The sequence below is a fragment of the Bacillus stercoris genome (assembly GCF_029772985.1).
In the GTDB taxonomy this organism is placed as follows: Bacteria; Bacillota; Bacilli; order Bacillales; family Bacillaceae; genus Bacillus; species Bacillus stercoris.
Genome location: NZ_CP121861.1, coordinates 2,614,150 through 2,633,878, shown reverse-complemented (window position 1 = coordinate 2,633,878; position 19,729 = coordinate 2,614,150). Strand labels below are relative to the sequence as shown.

General features: G+C 42.5%; 16 protein-coding genes and 1 pseudogene. All 17 read left to right on the top strand.

The window, feature by feature from the left end; all coding sequences use genetic code 11:
• Nucleotide 1: 1 nt before the first annotated feature.
• The 17 genes and pseudogenes from cheB (at nucleotide 2) to QA442_RS13595 (ending at nucleotide 19,705) form a co-directional block, all read left to right on the top strand.
• Entirely contained in the window at nucleotides 2-1,072 is a 1,071-nt protein-coding gene (gene cheB / locus QA442_RS13675) for a protein-glutamate O-methylesterase CheB (RefSeq protein WP_095431305.1), read from the top strand.
• 5 nt (nucleotides 1,073-1,077) lie between these two features.
• Nucleotides 1,078-3,093, top strand: a complete 2,016-nt coding sequence (gene cheA / locus QA442_RS13670; protein WP_095431306.1) for a chemotaxis protein CheA — start codon at nucleotides 1,078-1,080, stop codon at nucleotides 3,091-3,093.
• A 21-nt stretch (nucleotides 3,094-3,114) separates the two neighbouring features.
• The gene (gene cheW / locus QA442_RS13665; protein WP_003231938.1) at nucleotides 3,115-3,585 is read left to right on the top strand and encodes a chemotaxis protein CheW; all 471 of its coding nucleotides are present in this window, start codon (nucleotides 3,115-3,117) and stop codon (nucleotides 3,583-3,585) included.
• Between the two features lie 18 nt (nucleotides 3,586-3,603).
• Entirely contained in the window at nucleotides 3,604-4,233 is a 630-nt protein-coding gene (cheC, locus tag QA442_RS13660; RefSeq protein ID WP_003231935.1) for a CheY-P phosphatase CheC, read from the top strand.
• Complete coding sequence (cheD, locus tag QA442_RS13655; RefSeq protein WP_095431307.1) at nucleotides 4,230-4,730, top strand: chemoreceptor glutamine deamidase CheD; 501 nt, start codon at nucleotides 4,230-4,232, stop codon at nucleotides 4,728-4,730. The genes cheC and cheD overlap by 4 nt, the downstream gene beginning before the upstream one ends.
• Nucleotides 4,731-4,752: 22 nt before the next feature.
• The gene (gene sigD / locus QA442_RS13650; RefSeq protein WP_003220911.1) at nucleotides 4,753-5,517 is read left to right on the top strand and encodes an RNA polymerase sigma-28 factor SigD; all 765 of its coding nucleotides are present in this window, start codon (nucleotides 4,753-4,755) and stop codon (nucleotides 5,515-5,517) included.
• 28 nt (nucleotides 5,518-5,545) lie between these two features.
• Nucleotides 5,546-6,049: a Swarming motility protein SwrB gene (locus QA442_RS13645; protein ID WP_069840317.1), complete on the top strand. Its 504-nt coding sequence runs from the start codon at nucleotides 5,546-5,548 to the stop codon at nucleotides 6,047-6,049.
• 143 nt (nucleotides 6,050-6,192) lie between these two features.
• Nucleotides 6,193-6,933: a 30S ribosomal protein S2 gene (gene rpsB / locus QA442_RS13640; protein WP_279473264.1), complete on the top strand. Its 741-nt coding sequence runs from the start codon at nucleotides 6,193-6,195 to the stop codon at nucleotides 6,931-6,933.
• Nucleotides 6,934-7,034: 101 nt separating this feature from the next.
• Nucleotides 7,035-7,916 (top strand): translation elongation factor Ts, encoded by an 882-nt coding sequence (gene tsf, locus QA442_RS13635; RefSeq protein WP_014663986.1) that lies wholly within the window; start codon nucleotides 7,035-7,037, stop codon nucleotides 7,914-7,916.
• A gap of 145 nt (nucleotides 7,917-8,061) precedes the next feature.
• Nucleotides 8,062-8,784, top strand: coding sequence for a UMP kinase (gene pyrH / locus QA442_RS13630; protein ID WP_095431308.1), 723 nt, complete (start codon nucleotides 8,062-8,064; stop codon nucleotides 8,782-8,784).
• 1 nt (nucleotide 8,785) lies between these two features.
• Complete coding sequence (gene frr / locus QA442_RS13625) at nucleotides 8,786-9,343, top strand: ribosome recycling factor (RefSeq protein WP_003231927.1); 558 nt, start codon at nucleotides 8,786-8,788, stop codon at nucleotides 9,341-9,343.
• Between the two features lie 130 nt (nucleotides 9,344-9,473).
• Entirely contained in the window at nucleotides 9,474-10,256 is a 783-nt protein-coding gene (locus QA442_RS13620) for an undecaprenyl pyrophosphate synthase (protein ID WP_040083163.1), read from the top strand.
• A 3-nt stretch (nucleotides 10,257-10,259) separates the two neighbouring features.
• Entirely contained in the window at nucleotides 10,260-11,069 is an 810-nt protein-coding gene (cdsA, locus tag QA442_RS13615; protein ID WP_082033008.1) for a phosphatidate cytidylyltransferase, read from the top strand.
• A gap of 61 nt (nucleotides 11,070-11,130) precedes the next feature.
• Nucleotides 11,131-12,282: a 1-deoxy-D-xylulose-5-phosphate reductoisomerase gene (gene dxr, locus QA442_RS13610; protein ID WP_014663990.1), complete on the top strand. Its 1,152-nt coding sequence runs from the start codon at nucleotides 11,131-11,133 to the stop codon at nucleotides 12,280-12,282.
• Nucleotides 12,283-12,288: 6 nt separating this feature from the next.
• A complete protein-coding gene (gene rseP / locus QA442_RS13605) occupies nucleotides 12,289-13,557 on the top strand; it encodes an RIP metalloprotease RseP (protein WP_014663991.1) in 1,269 nt (422 codons plus the stop codon).
• Nucleotides 13,558-13,589: 32 nt separating this feature from the next.
• Nucleotides 13,590-15,282 (top strand): annotated as a pseudogene (gene proS, locus QA442_RS13600) (proline--tRNA ligase).
• A gap of 109 nt (nucleotides 15,283-15,391) precedes the next feature.
• Nucleotides 15,392-19,705, top strand: coding sequence for a PolC-type DNA polymerase III (locus tag QA442_RS13595; RefSeq protein WP_095431310.1), 4,314 nt, complete (start codon nucleotides 15,392-15,394; stop codon nucleotides 19,703-19,705).
• Nucleotides 19,706-19,729: the final 24 nt, after the last annotated feature.

Below are 19,729 nucleotides of genomic sequence, written 5' to 3'. Positions count from 1 at the left end.
TTTGATTCGTGTGCTTGTAGTTGATGATTCAGCTTTCATGAGAAAAATGATAAGTGATTTTCTGACCGAGGAAAAGCAGATAGAAGTAATCGGAACTGCCAGAAACGGAGAAGAAGCGCTTAAGAAGATTGAATTATTAAAACCGGATGTTATTACTCTTGATGTTGAAATGCCGGTCATGAATGGAACAGATACGCTTCGCAAAATTATTGAGATTTATAACTTGCCGGTCATCATGGTATCGAGCCAGACCGAAAAAGGTAAAGAGTGCACAATTAATTGTTTGGAGATCGGTGCCTTTGATTTTATCACAAAGCCATCAGGCTCAATATCTTTAGATTTGTACAAAATTAAAGAACAATTAGTTGAGCGTGTTGTCGCGGCAGGACTTTCCGGCAAGCGGAACCGTCCTGTTTCCCAAACGGTTCGGCCCGAACCTATTGTGCGAGCTGTTAAACCTGAATTGAGCAAACCGAAACCCGGCACAGGCAGACAAATTGTGTGTATCGGCACATCAACAGGCGGTCCAAGGGCGTTACAAAAGGTGATACCGAAGCTTCCTAAGGACTTGAACGCACCAGTGGTTGTCGTTCAGCACATGCCTGAAGGATTTACTGCTTCTTTGGCTGATCGGCTGAATCATTTATCTGACATTCAGGTGAAAGAAGCAAAAGATGGTGAAGCAGCTCTTAACGGCTGTGTTTACATAGCACCGGGCGGAAAAAACATTTCCGTTATTAAAAGCAGCGGAGGACTCCAGATTGTGCTCGATAATCTCGATACCCCGAGCCGTCATAAACCATCTGCTGATTATTTATTCCGTTCTGTCGGTAAACTGACAGATTATGGAAAAGTAGCGGTTATCATGACCGGAATGGGCAGTGACGGCACTGCAGGGCTAAAGGACATGCTAACAGCCGGCAATGTGAAAACCATTGCTGAGTCTGAAGAATCTTGTGTCGTATACGGGATGCCAAAAGCTGCTGTTAAAGCGGGTCTCATTCATGAGATTAAACATGTAGAAGATATCGCAGCATCCATCACAAGCTGTGTGAAAAAAGAGAGGGTGTGATTCAAATGGATATGAATCAGTATTTAGATGTCTTTATTGATGAGAGTAAAGAACATTTACAAACATGTAATGAAAAGCTTCTCCTTTTAGAGAAAGACCCGACCGACCTTCAGCTCGTACATGATATATTCAGGGCTGCCCATACATTAAAAGGAATGAGCGCAACGATGGGCTACACGGATTTAGCGCATCTTACCCACCTGCTTGAAAACGTGCTGGATGCAATCCGAAACGGAGACATGGCAGTTACCTCAGAATGGCTGGATATTTTGTTTGAAGCTCTGGATCACCTGGAAGCTATGGTTCAGTCTATTATTGATGGCGGGGATGGTAAAAGAGATATCTCAGAAGTGAGTGCCAAGCTTGATGTAAATGGTGCACACACTGAATCTGCTGCATCTGCGGAACCTGCAGAAGCACCGAGTTCAGCATCTGATTGGGAATATGATGAATTTGAACGTACAGTTATACAAGAAGCGGAGGAGCAAGGCTTCAAACGATATGAAATCAAGATTTCTCTGAACGAAAACTGTATGTTAAAAGCAGTTCGTGTCTATATGGTGTTTGAAAAACTAAATGAAGTCGGAGAAGTAGCCAAAACAATTCCAAGTGCTGAAGTGCTTGAAACAGAAGATTTTGGAACTGACTTTCAAGTTTGTTTCTTAACACATCAATCAGCAGAAGACATTGAACAATTAATCAATGGCGTGTCGGAAATTGAGCATGTTGAAGTCAGTCAAGGGGCTCCTTTAACATCAGCTGAAAAGCCTGAGGAATCTAAGCCTGTGGATTCGCCGGCAGCTGTACCTGAGAAGCAGGAGAAACAAAAACAGCCTGCTAAAAACGATGAACAGGCGAAGCACTCAGCCGGCGGATCCAAAACAATTCGTGTCAACATTGACAGGCTTGATTCTTTAATGAACTTATTTGAAGAGCTTGTCATTGACCGCGGACGTCTTGAGCAGATTGCGAAAGAGCTTGAGCACAATGAACTGACTGAAACGGTTGAACGGATGACGAGAATTTCCGGAGATTTGCAATCGATTATTCTGAATATGAGAATGGTCCCGGTTGAAACCGTTTTTAACAGATTCCCGAGAATGATTCGCCAGCTTCAGAAAGAGCTGAATAAAAAAATTGAACTCTCGATCATCGGCGCGGAAACTGAGCTGGATCGTACAGTGATTGATGAAATCGGAGATCCTCTCGTTCATTTGATCAGGAACAGCATTGACCATGGTATCGAGGCGCCGGAAACGCGTTTGCAAAAGGGAAAACCGGAATCAGGAAAAGTTGTGCTTAAAGCTTATCACAGCGGTAACCATGTCTTTATCGAAGTAGAAGATGACGGTGCAGGCCTTAATCGCAAGAAAATCATGGAAAAAGCGCTTGAGCGCGGGGTCATAACGGAAAAAGAAGCTGAAACCTTAGAAGACAACGAAATTTACGAATTGATTTTTGCTCCGGGGTTCTCAACCGCTGACCAAATTTCTGATATCTCCGGCCGCGGCGTCGGACTTGACGTTGTAAAAAACAAACTGGAGTCTCTAGGCGGTTCAGTCAGTGTGAAATCAGCCGAAGGTCAGGGCTCTCTATTCAGTATACAGCTGCCGCTTACCTTATCTATTATTTCAGTCCTGCTGATTAAGTTGGAAGAAGAGACATTTGCCATTCCGATTTCTTCAATCATTGAAACAGCAGTCATTGACAGAAAAGACATTTTGCAAACGCATGACCGTGAAGTGATTGACTTTAGAGGGCATATTGTCCCTGTCGTTTATTTAAAAGAAGAGTTTAAAATAGAAGATACAAGAAAAGATGCGGAACAGCTCCATATCATTGTCGTGAAAAAAGGCGACAAACCTACTGCATTTGTGGTGGACTCCTTTATTGGCCAGCAGGAAGTTGTGCTTAAATCACTCGGAGATTATTTAACAAACGTCTTTGCAATTTCCGGAGCTACTATTTTAGGAGACGGAGAAGTAGCGCTCATTATTGATTGTAATGCACTGATTATTTAACCATTCGAGGAGGTGTCTCACATGACTGCAGAAATTAAAACAGGCGAAAAAATGATTGTCTTTATGGTAAATGGAAAAGAATATGCCATTTCCGTCACTCAGGTGAAATCAATTGAAAAATGGCAAAAGCCAACGAGGGTACCTGGCGTCGAACCATATATTTGCGGGGTAATCAATTTGCGCGGGGTGGTGACTCCGGTTATTGATTTAAGAAAGCGCCTGAATTTGCCAGAGTATGAAATTACCGATGAAACACGAATTATCATTATTGCTTATCGTGATATTGAAGTCGGCTGGATTGTGGATGAAGCGAATGATGTGATAACCGTACACGAAAGTGAAATAGAATCCGCTCCAGAAGGCGTTCAGAAAGATACTGATGTGTCGATCGAACAGATTGTGAAACAAGAGAACAGACTCTTAAATATTATTGATGCGAACGCGGTTTTGGATAAAGAATCATCTCAGTCCGCTGTGCCCGATCAAGCTTAATCTTAAAGGGGTTATGACATGAGTATTTTTAATGGAATCAAAGAAGAGCAGATGGACATTTTGCGGGAAGTCGGCAATATAGGCGCCGGCCACTCCGCCTCTGCAATGGCCCAGCTGTTAAATAGAAAGATAGATATGGAAGTCCCATTTGCAAAGTTGCTGTCTTTTGATGAGCTTGTCGATTTTTTCGGCGGTGCTGATGTCCCGGTTGCCAGCATCTTTTTAAGAATGGAAGGCGATTTAACGGGTTCGATGTTCTTTATAATGCCTTTTTTTCAGGCGGAGCAATTTATCAGAGAGCTGATTGGAAACCCTGATTTTGATATAGAGGACTTAGGTGAAGATCATATGAGCTCATCCGCTTTGCATGAACTGGGCAATATTTTAGCGGGATCATATTTAACAGCTTTGGCAGATTTGACGAAACTCCAGCTTTATCCAAGTGTTCCTGAAGTTTCATTGGACATGTTCGGAGCTGTGATCAGCGAAGGGCTGATGGAGCTCAGTCAGGTTGGAGAACACGCCATTGTGGTCGACACGTCAATTTTTGACCAGAGCCATCAGCAAGAGCTGAAAGCGCATATGTTTATGCTGCCGGACTATGATTCATTTGAAAAGCTCTTTGTCGCTTTAGGTGCATCATTATGAGTACAACTGAGGCTGTTGTTATAAAGGTTGGGATTGCTGATGTGAAGATCGCCCGCTTCCCGGATACCATTCGGACCTCTGGTTTAGGGTCATGTGTGGGGCTGGTGCTTTATGATAAAGAAAAGCAAACGGCGGGTCTTGTTCATGTCATGCTGCCGGATTCGACGTTATCGAAAACTGCAGAGCTTAACCGGGCTAAGTACGCTGACACTGCCGTAAAGACCACGATTGATATGCTGATAGGAGCGGGATGTAGGAAATTTGCATTAAAAGCAAAGCTGGCCGGCGGATCAGAGATGTTTAAATTTAAATCGACAAATGATTTGATGAAGATCGGACCGAGAAATGTATTAGCGATAAAAGAACAGCTGTCTTTATTTAATATTCCTATTATTAGTGAAGATACGGGCGGCTCAAGCGGCCGGACGATAGAATTTGAACCGAAGTCCTGCATGCTGCATATTCGAACTGTTAAACAAGGTGAAAAAACGATTTAATTAAGGTATTAGGGGGATAACAATGCAATCCTTGAATTATGAAGATCAGGTGCTTTGGACGCGCTGGAAAGAGTGGAAAGATCCTAAAGCCGGTGACGACTTAATGCGCCGTTACATGCCGCTTGTCACATATCATGTAGGCAGAATTTCTGTCGGACTGCCGAAATCAGTGCATAAAGACGATCTAATGAGCCTTGGTATGCTTGGTTTATATGATGCCCTTGAAAAATTTGACCCTAGCCGGGACTTAAAATTTGATACCTACGCCTCGTTTAGAATTCGCGGCGCAATCATAGACGGGCTTCGTAAAGAAGATTGGCTGCCCAGAACCTCACGCGAAAAAACAAAGAAGGTTGAAGCAGCAATTGAAAAGCTTGAACAGCGTTATCTTCGGAATGTATCGCCCGCGGAAATTGCAGAGGAACTCGGAATGACGGTACAGGATGTCGTGTCAACAATGAATGAAGGTTTTTTTGCAAATCTGCTGTCAATTGATGAAAAGCTCCATGATCAAGATGACGGGGAAAACATTCAAGTCATGATCAGAGATGACAAAAATGTTCCGCCTGAAGAAAAGATTATGAAGGATGAACTGATTGCACAGCTTGCTGAAAAAATTCACGAACTCTCTGAAAAAGAACAGCTGGTTGTCAGTTTGTTCTACAAAGAAGAGCTGACACTGACAGAAATCGGACAAGTATTAAATCTTTCTACGTCCCGCATATCACAGATCCATTCAAAGGCATTATTTAAACTAAAGAATCTGCTGGAAAAAGTGATTCAATAATGAATTTCATGGTTAGCGAGTGAAAAACATGTCAACACTATTATGGCTTTTAAGCTTTACGCTCCACGGCGTTCTTCTGTACGCTGTCATTATCCTGTATACGAGGCTCGCTGCAGTGAAAGAAACAGAAAAACAGCAAAAGCAGATACTTGAAGAGACGGAAAACACCTTGGCCGCCTTTCTCCTTGAATTAAAAGAAGAAAATGAGAAACTGATAGAAAACGCCGCTCCATCTTCAAGTCAATCTGACGCAGAATCTCAAAAGACAGATCTTCAGCACTTTGAAAAACATCCAGAGCGGGATGAAGTTCAAGAAATAGAGAACCTTCCTGAACATATTGAAGGTCTGATTACTGAGGTTGACCGTCGGGAAGAGATCGTAAACAGTGATGTCCCATCATTTGAAGACCAGGTCATAGAATTATATGAACAGGGGTATTCGGCAAGTCAAATTGCTCAGAAACTGAAGAGCGGAAAGACAGAAATCGAGCTATTTTTAAAATTTCGCTCCAAAGGTGTAAAGGATTCTTGATTGTCGGATAAAGCTGTGTTATATTATGTCTTGGTGTTAAATACACACGCTTAACGATTTATGCAGAGGGTGCTGCAGGCGGCAGTTCTGCACAAAAATGACCTAAGCGGAGGAAAAAAACCATTATACTAGGAGGAAATAACATGTCAGTCATTTCTATGAAGCAATTGCTTGAAGCTGGTGTTCACTTCGGTCACCAAACACGCCGTTGGAACCCAAAAATGAAGCGTTACATTTTCACGGAGCGTAACGGAATCTACATCATTGACCTTCAAAAAACAGTCAAAAAAGTAGAGGAAGCTTACAACTTCACTAAAAATCTTGCTGCTGAAGGCGGAAAAATCCTTTTCGTTGGAACAAAAAAACAAGCTCAAGATTCTGTTAAAGAAGAAGCTCAACGCTCTGGCATGTACTATGTCAACCAACGCTGGTTGGGCGGTACATTAACAAACTTTGAAACAATCCAAAAACGTATTAAACGTCTTAAAGACATTGAAAAAATGCAAGAAAACGGTACGTTTGATGTACTTCCTAAAAAAGAAGTCGTTCAATTGAAAAAAGAATTAGAGCGTCTTGAAAAATTCCTAGGCGGAATTAAAGATATGAAGGATCTTCCTGATGCATTATTCATCATCGATCCTCGCAAAGAGCGCATCGCTGTTGCGGAAGCTCGCACATTAAACATCCCTATCATCGGTATCGTAGATACTAACTGTGATCCAGATGAAATCGATGTTGTAATCCCAGCGAACGATGACGCTATCCGCGCTGTTAAACTTCTAACTTCTAAAATGGCAGATGCAATCTTAGAAGCGAAGCAAGGCGAAGAAGAAGCGGAAGTTGCTGAAGAAACTGCACCAGAAACAGAAACAACAACTGCGTAACCTATTCAAAAGGTGATAAGAGGGACTGCCTTTTATCACCTTTTTTCAAGAAAAATGTGTAATATACATACTCTTGTTTAAACATATAAGGAGGAATACAAATGGCAATTACTGCACAGCAAGTAAAAGAACTGCGTGAAAAAACTGGCGCGGGCATGATGGATTGTAAAAAAGCGTTAACTGAAACTGACGGAGATATGGACAAAGCAATTGACCTTTTAAGAGAAAAAGGGATTGCAAAAGCAGCGAAAAAAGCTGACCGTATCGCAGCAGAAGGTTCTACTCTTATTAAAACTGACGGCAACAAAGGTGTTATCCTAGAAGTAAACTCTGAAACTGACTTCGTTGCGAAAAACGAAGGCTTCAAAGAGCTTCTTAACACTTTAGCTGACCACCTTCTTGCAAATGCACCTGCAGATGTTGAAGAAGCAATGGGTCAAAAAATGGAAAATGGCTCTACTGTTGAAGAGTACATCACAAGCGCAGTTGCTAAAATCGGTGAGAAAATCACTCTTCGCCGCTTTACAGTTCTTACAAAAGACGACAGCTCTGCATTCGGTGCTTACCTTCACATGGGCGGCCGCATCGGTGTATTAACTGTTCTTAACGGTACAACTGACGAAGAAATTGCGAAAGATATCGCAATGCACGTTGCTGCGGTTAACCCTCGTTACATTTCTCGTGATCAAGTTTCTGAAGAAGAAGCTAACCATGAGCGTCAAATCCTAACTCAGCAAGCCCTTCAAGAAGGCAAACCTGAAAACATCGTAGCGAAAATGGTTGAAGGCCGTCTGAACAAATTCTTCGAAGAAATTTGTCTTTTAGACCAAGCGTTCGTTAAAAACCCAGATGAAAAAGTGAAACAAGTTGTTGCAGCGAAAAACGCAACTGTTCAAACTTATGTCCGCTATGAAGTTGGAGAAGGCATCGAAAAACGTCAAGAAAACTTTGCTGAAGAAGTAATGAACCAAGTGAAAAAATAATGGCGAAAAGATTTCGCGGCCAAGTCGCGACTTTTCAGGCAGTATAGGGGACACAATTTGTGTTCCCTATTTTTAAAACTATATTTACAAACCTTTTTTTCTCTTGCATAATAGAAAACGGCAATGTTTACACTTGGAGGTTATCATGGAAAAACCAAAATACAAACGTATCGTATTAAAGCTTAGCGGGGAAGCATTGGCAGGAAAACAGGGAAACGGAATTAACCCAACTGTCATTCAATCCATTGCAAAGCAAGTGAAAGAAATCGCTGAGCTTGAAGTCGAAGTGGCTGTTGTAGTAGGCGGCGGCAACCTATGGCGCGGAAAAACAGGAAGTGACCTGGGCATGGACCGTGCGACTGCTGACTATATGGGGATGCTGGCGACAGTTATGAATTCGCTTGCTCTTCAAGACAGCTTGGAAACACTCGGAATCCAGTCCAGAGTGCAAACATCCATTGAAATGAGACAAGTTGCTGAACCGTACATAAGAAGAAAAGCGATACGCCACTTAGAGAAAAAACGTGTTGTTATTTTCGCTGCGGGCACAGGAAACCCATATTTCTCAACTGATACAACAGCTGCACTGCGGGCTGCTGAAATTGAGGCAGACGTTATTTTGATGGCTAAAAATAATGTTGACGGTGTGTATAATGCTGATCCTAGAAAAGATGAATCAGCTGTTAAGTATGAATCACTTTCTTATCTTGACGTTCTTAAAGACGGCCTGGAAGTCATGGATTCAACAGCATCATCTTTATGCATGGATAATGACATTCCGCTTATCGTCTTTTCTATTATGGAAGAAGGAAATATCAAACGTGCCGTTATCGGTGAATCAATCGGAACGATCGTGAGGGGGAAATAACGTGTCAAAAGAAGTATTAACTCAAACAAAAGAAAAAATGGAAAAAGCAATTGCTGCTTATCAGCGCGAATTGGCTACTGTACGCGCAGGCCGTGCAAATCCATCTTTATTAGATAAAGTAACGGTTGAATATTACGGGGCACAGACACCTTTAAATCAGTTGTCTTCTATTAATGTGCCTGAAGCTCGTATGCTCGTTATCACGCCATACGACAAAACAGCAATCGGCGATATCGAAAAAGCGATTTTAAAAGCTGATTTAGGTCTTACACCGACAAGTGACGGCAATATGATTCGAATTGCAATTCCGGCACTAACGGAAGAGAGACGGAAAGAATTAGTGAAAGTTGTAAAAAAATATGCTGAAGAAGCAAAAGTAGCTGTCCGTAACGTTCGTCGTGATGCTAACGATGATCTCAAAAAACTTGAGAAAAACGGAGACATTACTGAGGATGAATTGCGTGCTTCCACTGAAGACGTTCAAAAACTGACAGATGAATATGTGTCAAAAATTGACAGTGTCACAAAAGACAAAGAAAAAGAAATCATGGAAGTTTAATGAAAAACTATGTACAATAGATAATAGTGAAAAGACCCTCTCATGTTTACAGGGGGTTTTTTTGTTAATACTGTTGATTACATTGATGATCAGCAGGGAATGTAACCTTTTTGGGTGACGGAGGAATCTCATGCTCAACATACTCAAAAATTGGAAGAATCAGCAAACTGCGGCTTCCAACTTAGAACGCTATACAAAAGAAGACATACTTAAGGGAGAAATTCCCGAACACATCGCCATTATCATGGATGGAAATGGCCGTTGGGCTAAAAAACGCTCTCTTCCCAGAATTGCAGGCCACCATGAAGGGATGAAGGTGGTAAAAAGGACAACGAAGCTCGCAAACGAATTAGGTGTCAAAGTGCTGACTTTGTATGCATTTTCAACAGAAAACTGGAAAAGACCGAAAATGGAAGTCGATTTTTTAATGAAGCTTCCGGAAGAATTTTTGAATACGTATCTTCCAGAGCTTGTTGAGGAAAATGTACAGGTTCGGATCATTGGGGATGAAACGGCTTTGCCGGCGCACACATTGCGTGCGATTGAAAAGGCTGTTCAGGATACGGCGCAAAATGATGGAATGATCCTTAATTTTGCCCTTAACTATGGAGGCCGTACTGAAATTGTCACTGCTGCAAAATCACTCGCGGAAAAAGTGAAGGAAGGCTCTTTGAATATTGAAGACATTGATGAATCGCTTTTTTCTACTTATTTAATGACTGAATCTTTGCAGGATCCTGAACTTTTAATTCGAACGAGCGGCGAGATAAGACTGAGTAACTTTATGCTATGGCAGGTGGCCTACAGTGAATTTGTCTTTACTGACGTCTTGTGGCCTGATTTCAAAGAAGATCACTTCTTACAGGCGTTAGGAGAGTTTCAGCAGAGAGGCCGGAGGTTTGGCGGAATTTAGAGGATGGTGGACATGAAACAAAGAATTTTGACAGGTGTTCTGGCAGCAATTGTATTTTTATTTTTGGTTATTGTCGGGAAATTGCCGTTCACCATATTAATTTATGCTATGGGCAGTGTGGCGCTCTTTGAACTTTTACGGATGAAAAAGCTGAAGATGATTTCACTGCCGGGTTTGATCGGTCTTTTATTATTGTGGATGTTCTTATTGCCAAGCCAGTATTCGTTTTTCGAAGCGGATGGAATTTCCAAAATGGAAATCGCTTTGTTTGCGGTATTGCTATTGCTGACTTACACAGTGTTGGTCAAGAACACCTTTACTTTTGATGAAGTCGGATTTATTACGCTTGCCGCAATCTACATCGGAATGTGTTTTCATTATTTTATCGAAATTAGAAATCTTGACCAATACGGATTAACATACATTTTTTATGCATGTGTTGTCATTTGGTCCACTGATTCCGGTGCATATTTTGTCGGTAAAGCGCTTGGGAAGCGAAAACTGTGGCCTGAAATCAGTCCGAATAAAACAGTGGAGGGTTTTGTAGGCGGAATTGTCATCGCACTTGTATTGGCGACGATTTTTCAGCTTGTGGCACAACTTCCGATCCCGTATATCTATCTGCTGTTGATCACGCTGTTTTTGTCTGTTTTCGGACAACTTGGAGATTTAGTGGAATCCGCCTTGAAAAGACATTACGATGTAAAGGATTCTGGGAATATTCTTCCCGGGCATGGCGGTATATTAGACCGTTTTGACAGTTTCTTGTTTGTCATGCCTTTCTTGTACTTTCTGCTTGCCCTTTTTTCATAAAAAAGTCTAATATGAATATGAGACTGATCATGCAGCAATAAGAATAGGAGTAGTGGCAACTTTGAAAAATATTTGTCTTTTAGGAGCAACAGGATCAATCGGCGAACAGACTCTTGACGTACTGCGTGCGCATCAAGATCAATTTCAGCTGGTATCTATGTCGTTTGGCAGAAATATTGATAAGGCCGTTCCGATGATTGAGGCCTTTCAGCCGAAATTTGTCTCTGTCGGTGATCTGGATACATATCATAAACTAAAACAAATGTCTTTTTCTTTTGAATGCCAAATCGGGCTGGGAGAAGAAGGACTGATAGAAGCAGCAGCAATGGAGGAGGTTGACATTGTTGTCAACGCTTTGCTCGGCAGCGTTGGCCTAATCCCGACATTAAAGGCGATTGAACAGAAAAAAACAATTGCGCTTGCAAATAAGGAAACTCTTGTCACTGCAGGGCATATAGTAAAAGAACATGCTAAGAAATATGATGTTCCGCTGCTGCCTGTTGACAGTGAGCATTCAGCCATTTTTCAAGCCCTCCAAGGCGAACAGGCCAAAAACATTGAACGCCTCATCATTACGGCATCAGGCGGAAGCTTTCGGGACAAGACGCGGGAGGAGCTCGAATCAGTAACTGTTGAGGATGCATTAAAACATCCGAATTGGTCAATGGGTGCAAAAATTACAATTGATTCGGCTACAATGATGAATAAGGGATTAGAGGTGATCGAGGCACATTGGCTTTTCGATATACCTTATGAACAAATTGATGTGGTTTTACATAAGGAGAGCATCATCCATTCAATGGTTGAGTTTCATGATAAAAGTGTGATTGCGCAGCTTGGAACTCCGGATATGAGAGTCCCAATTCAATATGCGCTCACATATCCTGACCGGTTGCCATTACCAGATGCGAAAAGGCTTGAATTATGGGAAATCGGCAGCCTTCATTTTGAGAAAGCTGATTTTGACAGGTTCCGATGCTTACAATTTGCATTTGAATCAGGTAAAATAGGAGGAACAATGCCGACAGTGCTAAATGCGGCAAATGAAGTAGCTGTCGCTGCCTTTTTAGCCGGCAAGATACCGTTTTTGGCTATTGAAGACTGTATCGAAAAGGCACTAACCCGCCATCAATTACTGAAAAAACCGAGCCTGGCGGACATTCAAGAAGTGGACAAAGATACCCGGGGATACGTCAATTCAATACTCACATAAGGTGGTATGTTCGTGAATACAGTTATAGCGTTTATCATTATTTTCGGAACGCTCGTTTTCTTCCATGAACTGGGCCATTTATTGCTAGCCCAAAGAGCGGGAATTCTCTGCCGTGAATTTGCGATCGGCTTCGGTCCAAAGATTTTTTCTTTCAAAAAAAATGAAACAGTTTATACGATCAGGCTGCTTCCGGTCGGCGGATTTGTTCGTATGGCCGGCGAAGATCCGGAAATGATTGAGGTGAAACCCGGTTACACGGTTGGGCTTCTGTTTAATAAAGAAGATCAAGTTGAGAAAGTCATCATCAATCAAAAGGAAAAATATCCGGATGCTTTAGTCATTGAAGTGGAAACAGCGGATTTAGAGCATGACATGAAGATTACCGGTTATGAACAAGGGAAAGAGGACGAACTTTCCAGCTTTACGGTCAGCGAAACATCCTTTTTCATTGTAGACGGAGAAGAAGTGCAGATTGCGCCGTATAATCGCCAATTTGGTTCCAAACCTGTGTGGAAGCGGATCAAAGCCATTGCTGCAGGACCGATTATGAACTTTATTTTAGCTTACGTCATTTTAGTGATGCTTGGGCTGATTCAAGGTGTACCGTCAAATGAGCCTATGCTCGGACAGCTGACAGACAATGGACGGGCGGCCGAAGCAGGGCTAAAAGAAGGGGATTACATCCAAAGCATCAACGGAGAAAAAATGAGGTCTTGGACTGACATTGTCTCCGCTGTAAAAGAAAACCCGGAAAAAGAAATGGACGTTGCAGTAAAAAGAGATAACAAAACGCTTCATATTTCAGTGACTCCGGAAGCTGTTAAAGATGAGAATAAAAAAACAATCGGACGTTTCGGCTCCTATGCGCCGACTGAAAAAGGCGTTCTTTCAGCGGTGGCTTATGGCGCGACATCAACCGTTGATGTCACCAAAGCCATTTTAACCAATCTGAGCAAATTAGTAACAGGCCAATTTAAACTTGATATGCTGTCAGGTCCTGTCGGCATATATGACATGACAGACCAAGTGGCGAAAACAGGGATAGTGAACTTATTTCAGTTTGCAGCGTTTTTAAGCATTAACCTTGGGATTGTCAACTTGCTTCCGATTCCGGCACTTGACGGGGGAAGACTGTTATTTCTATTTATTGAAGCGATTCGGGGCAAACCGATTAACAGGGAAAAAGAAGCATTTGTTGTGTTTATCGGAGTAGCCTTCTTAATGCTTCTTATGCTGGTCGTCACATGGAACGATATCCAGCGGCTGTTTTTGTAAACGAAAAGTAAATCAATCAGAGGTGCGAAGAAATGAGACAAAGCTTGACGCTTATTCCTACGCTCCGTGAAGTTCCAGCTGATGCCGAAGCAAAAAGTCATCAGCTTCTTCTGAGAGCAGGATTTATCAGACAGAATACGAGCGGGGTATACAGCTATATGCCTCTTGCGTATAAGGTGATTCAAAACATTCAGCAGATTGTTCGAGAAGAAATGGAGAAAGTTGATGCCGTAGAAATGCTCATGCCCGCATTGCAGCAGGCTGAGACATGGCAGGAATCAGGCAGATGGTATACGTATGGTCCCGAACTGATGAGACTAAAAGACCGTCATGGCCGTGAATTTGCTTTAGGGGCAACGCATGAAGAAGTTATCACTTCGCTTGTTCGCGATGAGGTTAAATCTTATAAGCGTCTCCCTCTGACTCTGTATCAAATTCAGTCTAAGTTCAGAGATGAAAAACGTCCTCGCTTCGGTTTGTTAAGAGGCCGCGAATTTATTATGAAGGATGCGTACTCATTCCATGCATCTGCAGAGAGCCTGGATGAAACGTATCAAAAAATGTATGAGGCTTATTCAAATATTTTTGCCCGCTGCGGCATTAATGTAAGACCTGTTATTGCTGATTCAGGCGCAATGGGAGGAAAGGATACGCACGAATTTATGGCGCTTTCTGCGATCGGAGAGGATACGATTGCGTATTCTGATGAATCACAGTACGCGGCTAATATCGAAATGGCTGAAGTTCTTTACCAGGAAGTCCCTTCAAATGAAGAACCAAAAGCTCTAGAGAAGGTTCATACGCCTAACGTGAAAACAATTGAAGAACTGACTGCGTTCCTACAGGTTTCTGCTGAAGCATGCATTAAGTCAGTATTGTTTAAAGCCGATGACCGTTTTGTCCTAGTGCTTGTTAGAGGGGACCATGAAGTGAACGATATTAAAGTGAAAAATTTGCTTCATGCAGAGGTTGTAGAGCTTGCCACACATGAAGAGGTCATTCAGCAGCTCGGAACAGAACCAGGGTTTATAGGCCCTATCGGTATTCATCAGGATGTGGAAGTATATGCCGATCAAGCTGTGAAGACAATGGTCAATGCTGTTGCCGGAGCAAATGAAGGAGATCATCATTATCAAAATGTCAATGTGAACCGTGACGCCCAAATTAAAGAGTTTGCAGATCTTCGTTTTATTAAGGAAGGCGATCCTTCACCAGACGGCAAGGGAACGATCCGTTTTGCTGAGGGGATCGAGGTCGGACAAGTCTTTAAGCTTGGAACACGCTATTCAGAAGCGATGAATGCGACATATCTAGATGAAAATGGACGCGCGCAGCCAATGATGATGGGCTGTTACGGAATCGGCGTGTCAAGAACGCTTTCTGCTATTGCTGAACAGCATCACGATGAAAAAGGCTTAATATGGCCAAAAAGCGTTGCACCGTACGATCTTCATATTCTTGCTTTGAACATGAAAAACGATGGGCAAAGAGAGCTTGCTGAAAAGCTGTATGCCGATTTAAAAGCTGAAGGCTATGAGGTGCTCTATGACGACCGTGCTGAGCGTCGGCGTAAAATTCGCTGATTCAGATCTAATCGGCCTTCCAATTCGCATCACTGTTGGAAAACGGGCTGACGAAGGCATTGTCGAAGTGAAAATCCGCCAAACAGGTGAGTCAACTGAGATTTCAGTAGACGAATTATCCGCATTTATCAGCAAGCAGTAATCACCATAACGATTTATCAAAAAAACATGTTAAAATAGAAATAATAGAAGGTACCTCATTGCCTGAGGTACCTTCACTTATGATGTTTTTAGGGAGGGATACTGTCTTAATGGAACAGTTATCAGTAAACAGAAGGCAGTTTCAAATTCTTCTGCAGCAGATTAATATGACAGATGATACCTTCATGACATACTTTGAAGATGGCGAGATTAAAAAGCTGACAATACACAAAGCTTCTAAATCTTGGCATTTTCATTTTCAATTTAAATCTTTGCTGCCTTTTCAAATATATGAAACATTAACAACGAGGCTGACCCAATCGTTTGCCCACATAGCAAAAGTGACATCTTCAATTGAAGTTCAGGATAACGAGGTCAGTGAAAGTATTGTTCAAGACTACTGGTCACGCTGCATTGAAGAACTGCAGGGCATTTCGCCGCCGATTATCAGTCTTTTAAACCAGCAAAAACCGAAGCTGAAGGGCAATAAACTGATTGTCAAAACCAAAACGGATACAGAAGCGGCTGCGCTAAAGAACAAATACAGTTCCATGATTCAAGCAGGCTACCGTCAATTTGGCTTTCCGGATCTTCAGCTTGATGCTGAAATATTTGTATCCGAGCAGGAAGTTCAAAAGTTTCGGGAGCAAAAGCTTGCAGAAGACCAAGAGCGGGCTATGCAGGCCTTGATTGAAATGGAGAAGAAAGATAAAGAAAGTGATGAAGACCAAGCTCCATCTGGTCCTCTAGTCATCGGTTATCAGATTAAAGATAACGAGGAAATCCGGACACTTGACAGCATCATGGACGAGGAACGGAGAATTACGGTCCAAGGTTATGTGTTTGATGTGGAGACGCGCGAGCTGAAGAGCGGGCGCACGCTGTGCATCTTTAAAATTACAGACTATACAAATAGTATTTTAATCAAGATGTTTGCACGTGAAAAAGAAGATGCGGCACTGATGAAGTCTCTGAAAAAAGGAATGTGGGTAAAAGCACGCGGAAGCATTCAAAATGATACATTTGTCAGAGATCTTGTCATGATCGCAAATGACGTAAACGAAATAAAAGCAAAAACCCGTGAAGATTCAGCACCTGAAGGAGAAAAAAGAGTGGAATTGCATCTGCATTCCCCAATGAGCCAAATGGATGCTGTTACGGGGATTGGAAAGCTTGTCGAACAGGCGAAAAAATGGGGGCATGAGGCCATCGCTTTGACTGACCATGCTGTCGTTCAATCCTTCCCTGATGCGTATTCTGCGGCCAAAAAGCATGGAATTAAAATGATGTACGGGATGGAAGCGAATCTCGTGGATGATGGCGTGCCAATTGCTTATAATGCCGCACATCGTCTGCTCGAGGAAGAAACATATGTTGTTTTTGACGTTGAGACGACAGGATTGTCTGCTGTATACGATACCATTATTGAGCTGGCTGCAGTAAAAGTAAAAGGCGGAGAAATTATTGATAAATTTGAGGCGTTTGCGAACCCGCATCGTCCGCTTTCCGCCACAATTATAGAGCTGACAGGCATCACCGATGATATGCTGCGCGACGCTCCGGATGTCGTAGATGTCATAAGAGATTTTAGGGAATGGATTGGCGATGATATCCTTGTCGCTCATAATGCAAGCTTTGATATGGGGTTCTTAAATGTAGCCTACAAAAAGCTTCTTGAAGTCGATAAAGCTAAAAACCCGGTCATTGATACCCTTGAGCTTGGCCGTTTTCTCTATCCGGAATTTAAGAACCACCGGCTGAACACGCTTTGTAAAAAGTTCGATATCGAACTCACACAGCACCACCGTGCGATCTATGATACTGAGGCGACTGCTTATTTGCTTCTGAAAATGCTGAAAGACGCAGCTGAAAAAGGCATTCAGTACCATGATGAGCTGAATGAAAATATGGGTCAGTCCAATGCTTATCAAAGATCAAGACCGTATCATGCTACATTGCTTGCTGTGAACAGCACGGGACTCAAAAATTTATTTAAGCTTGTGTCACTTTCTCATATTCATTATTTTTACAGAGTGCCGCGTATTCCGAGATCTCAGCTTGAGAAATACAGGGAAGGGCTTCTGATCGGTTCAGCCTGTGACAGGGGAGAGGTTTTTGAAGGAATGATGCAAAAATCGCCTGAAGAGGTGGAAGACATCGCGTCATTCTATGATTATCTTGAGGTTCAGCCGCCTGAAGTGTACCGTCACTTGCTGGAGCTTGAATTGGTCCGTGATGAAAAAGCGCTGAAAGAAATCATCGCGAATATCACCAAACTGGGGGAAAAGCTTAATAAACCGGTTGTTGCTACGGGAAATGTTCATTACTTGAATGATGAGGATAAAATCTACAGAAAGATTTTAATATCCTCACAAGGCGGGGCAAATCCGCTGAACAGGCACGAGCTGCCAAAAGTGCATTTCAGAACGACAGACGAAATGCTTGAAGCTTTTTCTTTCTTAGGCGAAGAAAAAGCGAAGGAAATCGTAGTCACCAATACCCAAAAGGTTGCATCTTTAGTTGATGACATCAAGCCGATTAAAGATGATTTATATACGCCGAAAATCGAAGGCGCCGATGAAGAGATCAGAGAAATGAGCTATCAGCGTGCAAGAAGCATTTACGGGGAAGAGCTGCCTGAAATTGTCGAAGCACGGATTGAAAAAGAATTAAAGAGTATCATTGGCCACGGCTTTGCTGTTATTTACTTGATCTCTCACAAACTTGTAAAACGTTCACTAGATGACGGGTATCTCGTTGGTTCCCGTGGTTCCGTAGGATCTTCATTAGTTGCGACACTTACTGAGATTACCGAGGTAAACCCGCTGCCGCCGCACTATGTTTGTCCTGAGTGCCAGCATTCTGAGTTCTTTAATGACGGTTCTGTCGGTTCTGGTTTTGACCTGCCTGACAAAACATGTCCTCATTGCGGAACACCTTTGAAAAAAGACGGCCATGATATTCCATTTGAAACGTTCTTAGGATTTAAAGGGGACAAAGTACCTGATATCGATTTGAACTTCTCGGGAGAATATCAGCCGCAGGCACACAATTACACAAAAGTGCTGTTCGGAGAAGACAATGTATATCGTGCGGGTACAATAGGCACGGTGGCAGAAAAAACAGCCTACGGTTATGTAAAAGGCTATGCCGGAGACAATGATCTTCATATGCGCGGTGCCGAAATAGATAGGCTCGTACAGGGATGCACAGGTGTAAAACGTACAACTGGACAGCACCCCGGCGGTATTATCGTAGTTCCGGATTATATGGATATTTATGATTTTTCACCGATTCAGTTCCCGGCAGATGCCACAGGTTCAGAGTGGAAAACGACTCATTTTGATTTCCACTCCATCCATGACAACCTGTTAAAACTGGATATTCTCGGACACGATGATCCGACTGTCATTCGGATGCTTCAAGACTTAAGCGGAATAGATCCAAAAACAATCCCGACGGATGATCCTGAAGTGATGAAGATCTTCCAGGGAACCGAATCACTCGGTGTGACGGAAGAACAGATTGGCTGTAAAACGGGCACGCTTGGAATTCCTGAATTCGGAACCCGATTTGTCCGGCAGATGCTTGAAGATACTAAGCCGACAACTTTTTCAGAGCTCGTTCAGATTTCAGGCTTGTCTCATGGAACTGATGTATGGCTAGGCAATGCGCAGGAGCTCATCCACAATAATATTTGTGAGCTGAGTGAGGTTATCGGCTGCCGTGATGACATCATGGTGTATTTAATCTATCAAGGCCTTGAGCCGTCCCTTGCCTTTAAAATCATGGAATTTGTGCGTAAAGGAAAAGGATTGACGCCTGAATGGGAAGAAGAAATGAAAAATAACAATGTCCCAGACTGGTATATTGATTCTTGTAAAAAGATTAAATACATGTTCCCGAAAGCCCACGCCGCGGCATATGTCTTAATGGCAGTCCGAATTGCTTACTTTAAAGTGCACCATGCTCTTTTATATTATGCGGCTTATTTTACCGTTCGTGCGGACGACTTTGATATCGATACAATGATCAAGGGTTCTACAGCAATCAGAGCGGTTATGGAGGATATAAACGCTAAAGGACTGGATGCTTCACCGAAGGAAAAGAACCTTCTGACTGTTTTAGAATTAGCGCTTGAAATGTGTGAGAGAGGCTATTCATTCCAAAAAGTCGATTTATATCGCTCCAGCGCTACAGAGTTTATTATTGACGGCAACAGTCTTATCCCGCCGTTTAACTCTATCCCTGGATTAGGAACGAACGCTGCTTTGAACATTGTAAAAGCTCGCGAAGAAGGCGAATTCCTCTCAAAAGAAGATTTGCAAAAGAGAGGGAAAGTATCTAAAACGATTTTGGAGTATTTAGATCGCCATGGCTGTCTGGAATCACTGCCTGATCAAAACCAATTGTCACTGTTTTAACATGGAAAGCAGAATTTCTCGGAA

Coding starts and splice junctions, on each gene's coding strand:
- cheA (WP_095431306.1), top strand. CDS start 1,078: ATGGATATGAATCAGTATTTAGATGTCTTTATTGATGAGAGTAAAGAA.
- cheW (WP_003231938.1), top strand. CDS start 3,115: ATGACTGCAGAAATTAAAACAGGCGAAAAAATGATTGTCTTTATGGTA.
- cheC (WP_003231935.1), top strand. CDS start 3,604: ATGAGTATTTTTAATGGAATCAAAGAAGAGCAGATGGACATTTTGCGG.
- cheD (WP_095431307.1), top strand. CDS start 4,230: ATGAGTACAACTGAGGCTGTTGTTATAAAGGTTGGGATTGCTGATGTG.
- sigD (WP_003220911.1), top strand. CDS start 4,753: ATGCAATCCTTGAATTATGAAGATCAGGTGCTTTGGACGCGCTGGAAA.
- QA442_RS13645 (WP_069840317.1), top strand. CDS start 5,546: ATGTCAACACTATTATGGCTTTTAAGCTTTACGCTCCACGGCGTTCTT.
- rpsB (WP_279473264.1), top strand. CDS start 6,193: ATGTCAGTCATTTCTATGAAGCAATTGCTTGAAGCTGGTGTTCACTTC.
- tsf (WP_014663986.1), top strand. CDS start 7,035: ATGGCAATTACTGCACAGCAAGTAAAAGAACTGCGTGAAAAAACTGGC.
- pyrH (WP_095431308.1), top strand. CDS start 8,062: ATGGAAAAACCAAAATACAAACGTATCGTATTAAAGCTTAGCGGGGAA.
- QA442_RS13620 (WP_040083163.1), top strand. CDS start 9,474: ATGCTCAACATACTCAAAAATTGGAAGAATCAGCAAACTGCGGCTTCC.
- cdsA (WP_082033008.1), top strand. CDS start 10,260: ATGGTGGACATGAAACAAAGAATTTTGACAGGTGTTCTGGCAGCAATT.
- rseP (WP_014663991.1), top strand. CDS start 12,289: ATGTTCGTGAATACAGTTATAGCGTTTATCATTATTTTCGGAACGCTC.
- QA442_RS13595 (WP_095431310.1), top strand. CDS start 15,392: ATGGAACAGTTATCAGTAAACAGAAGGCAGTTTCAAATTCTTCTGCAG.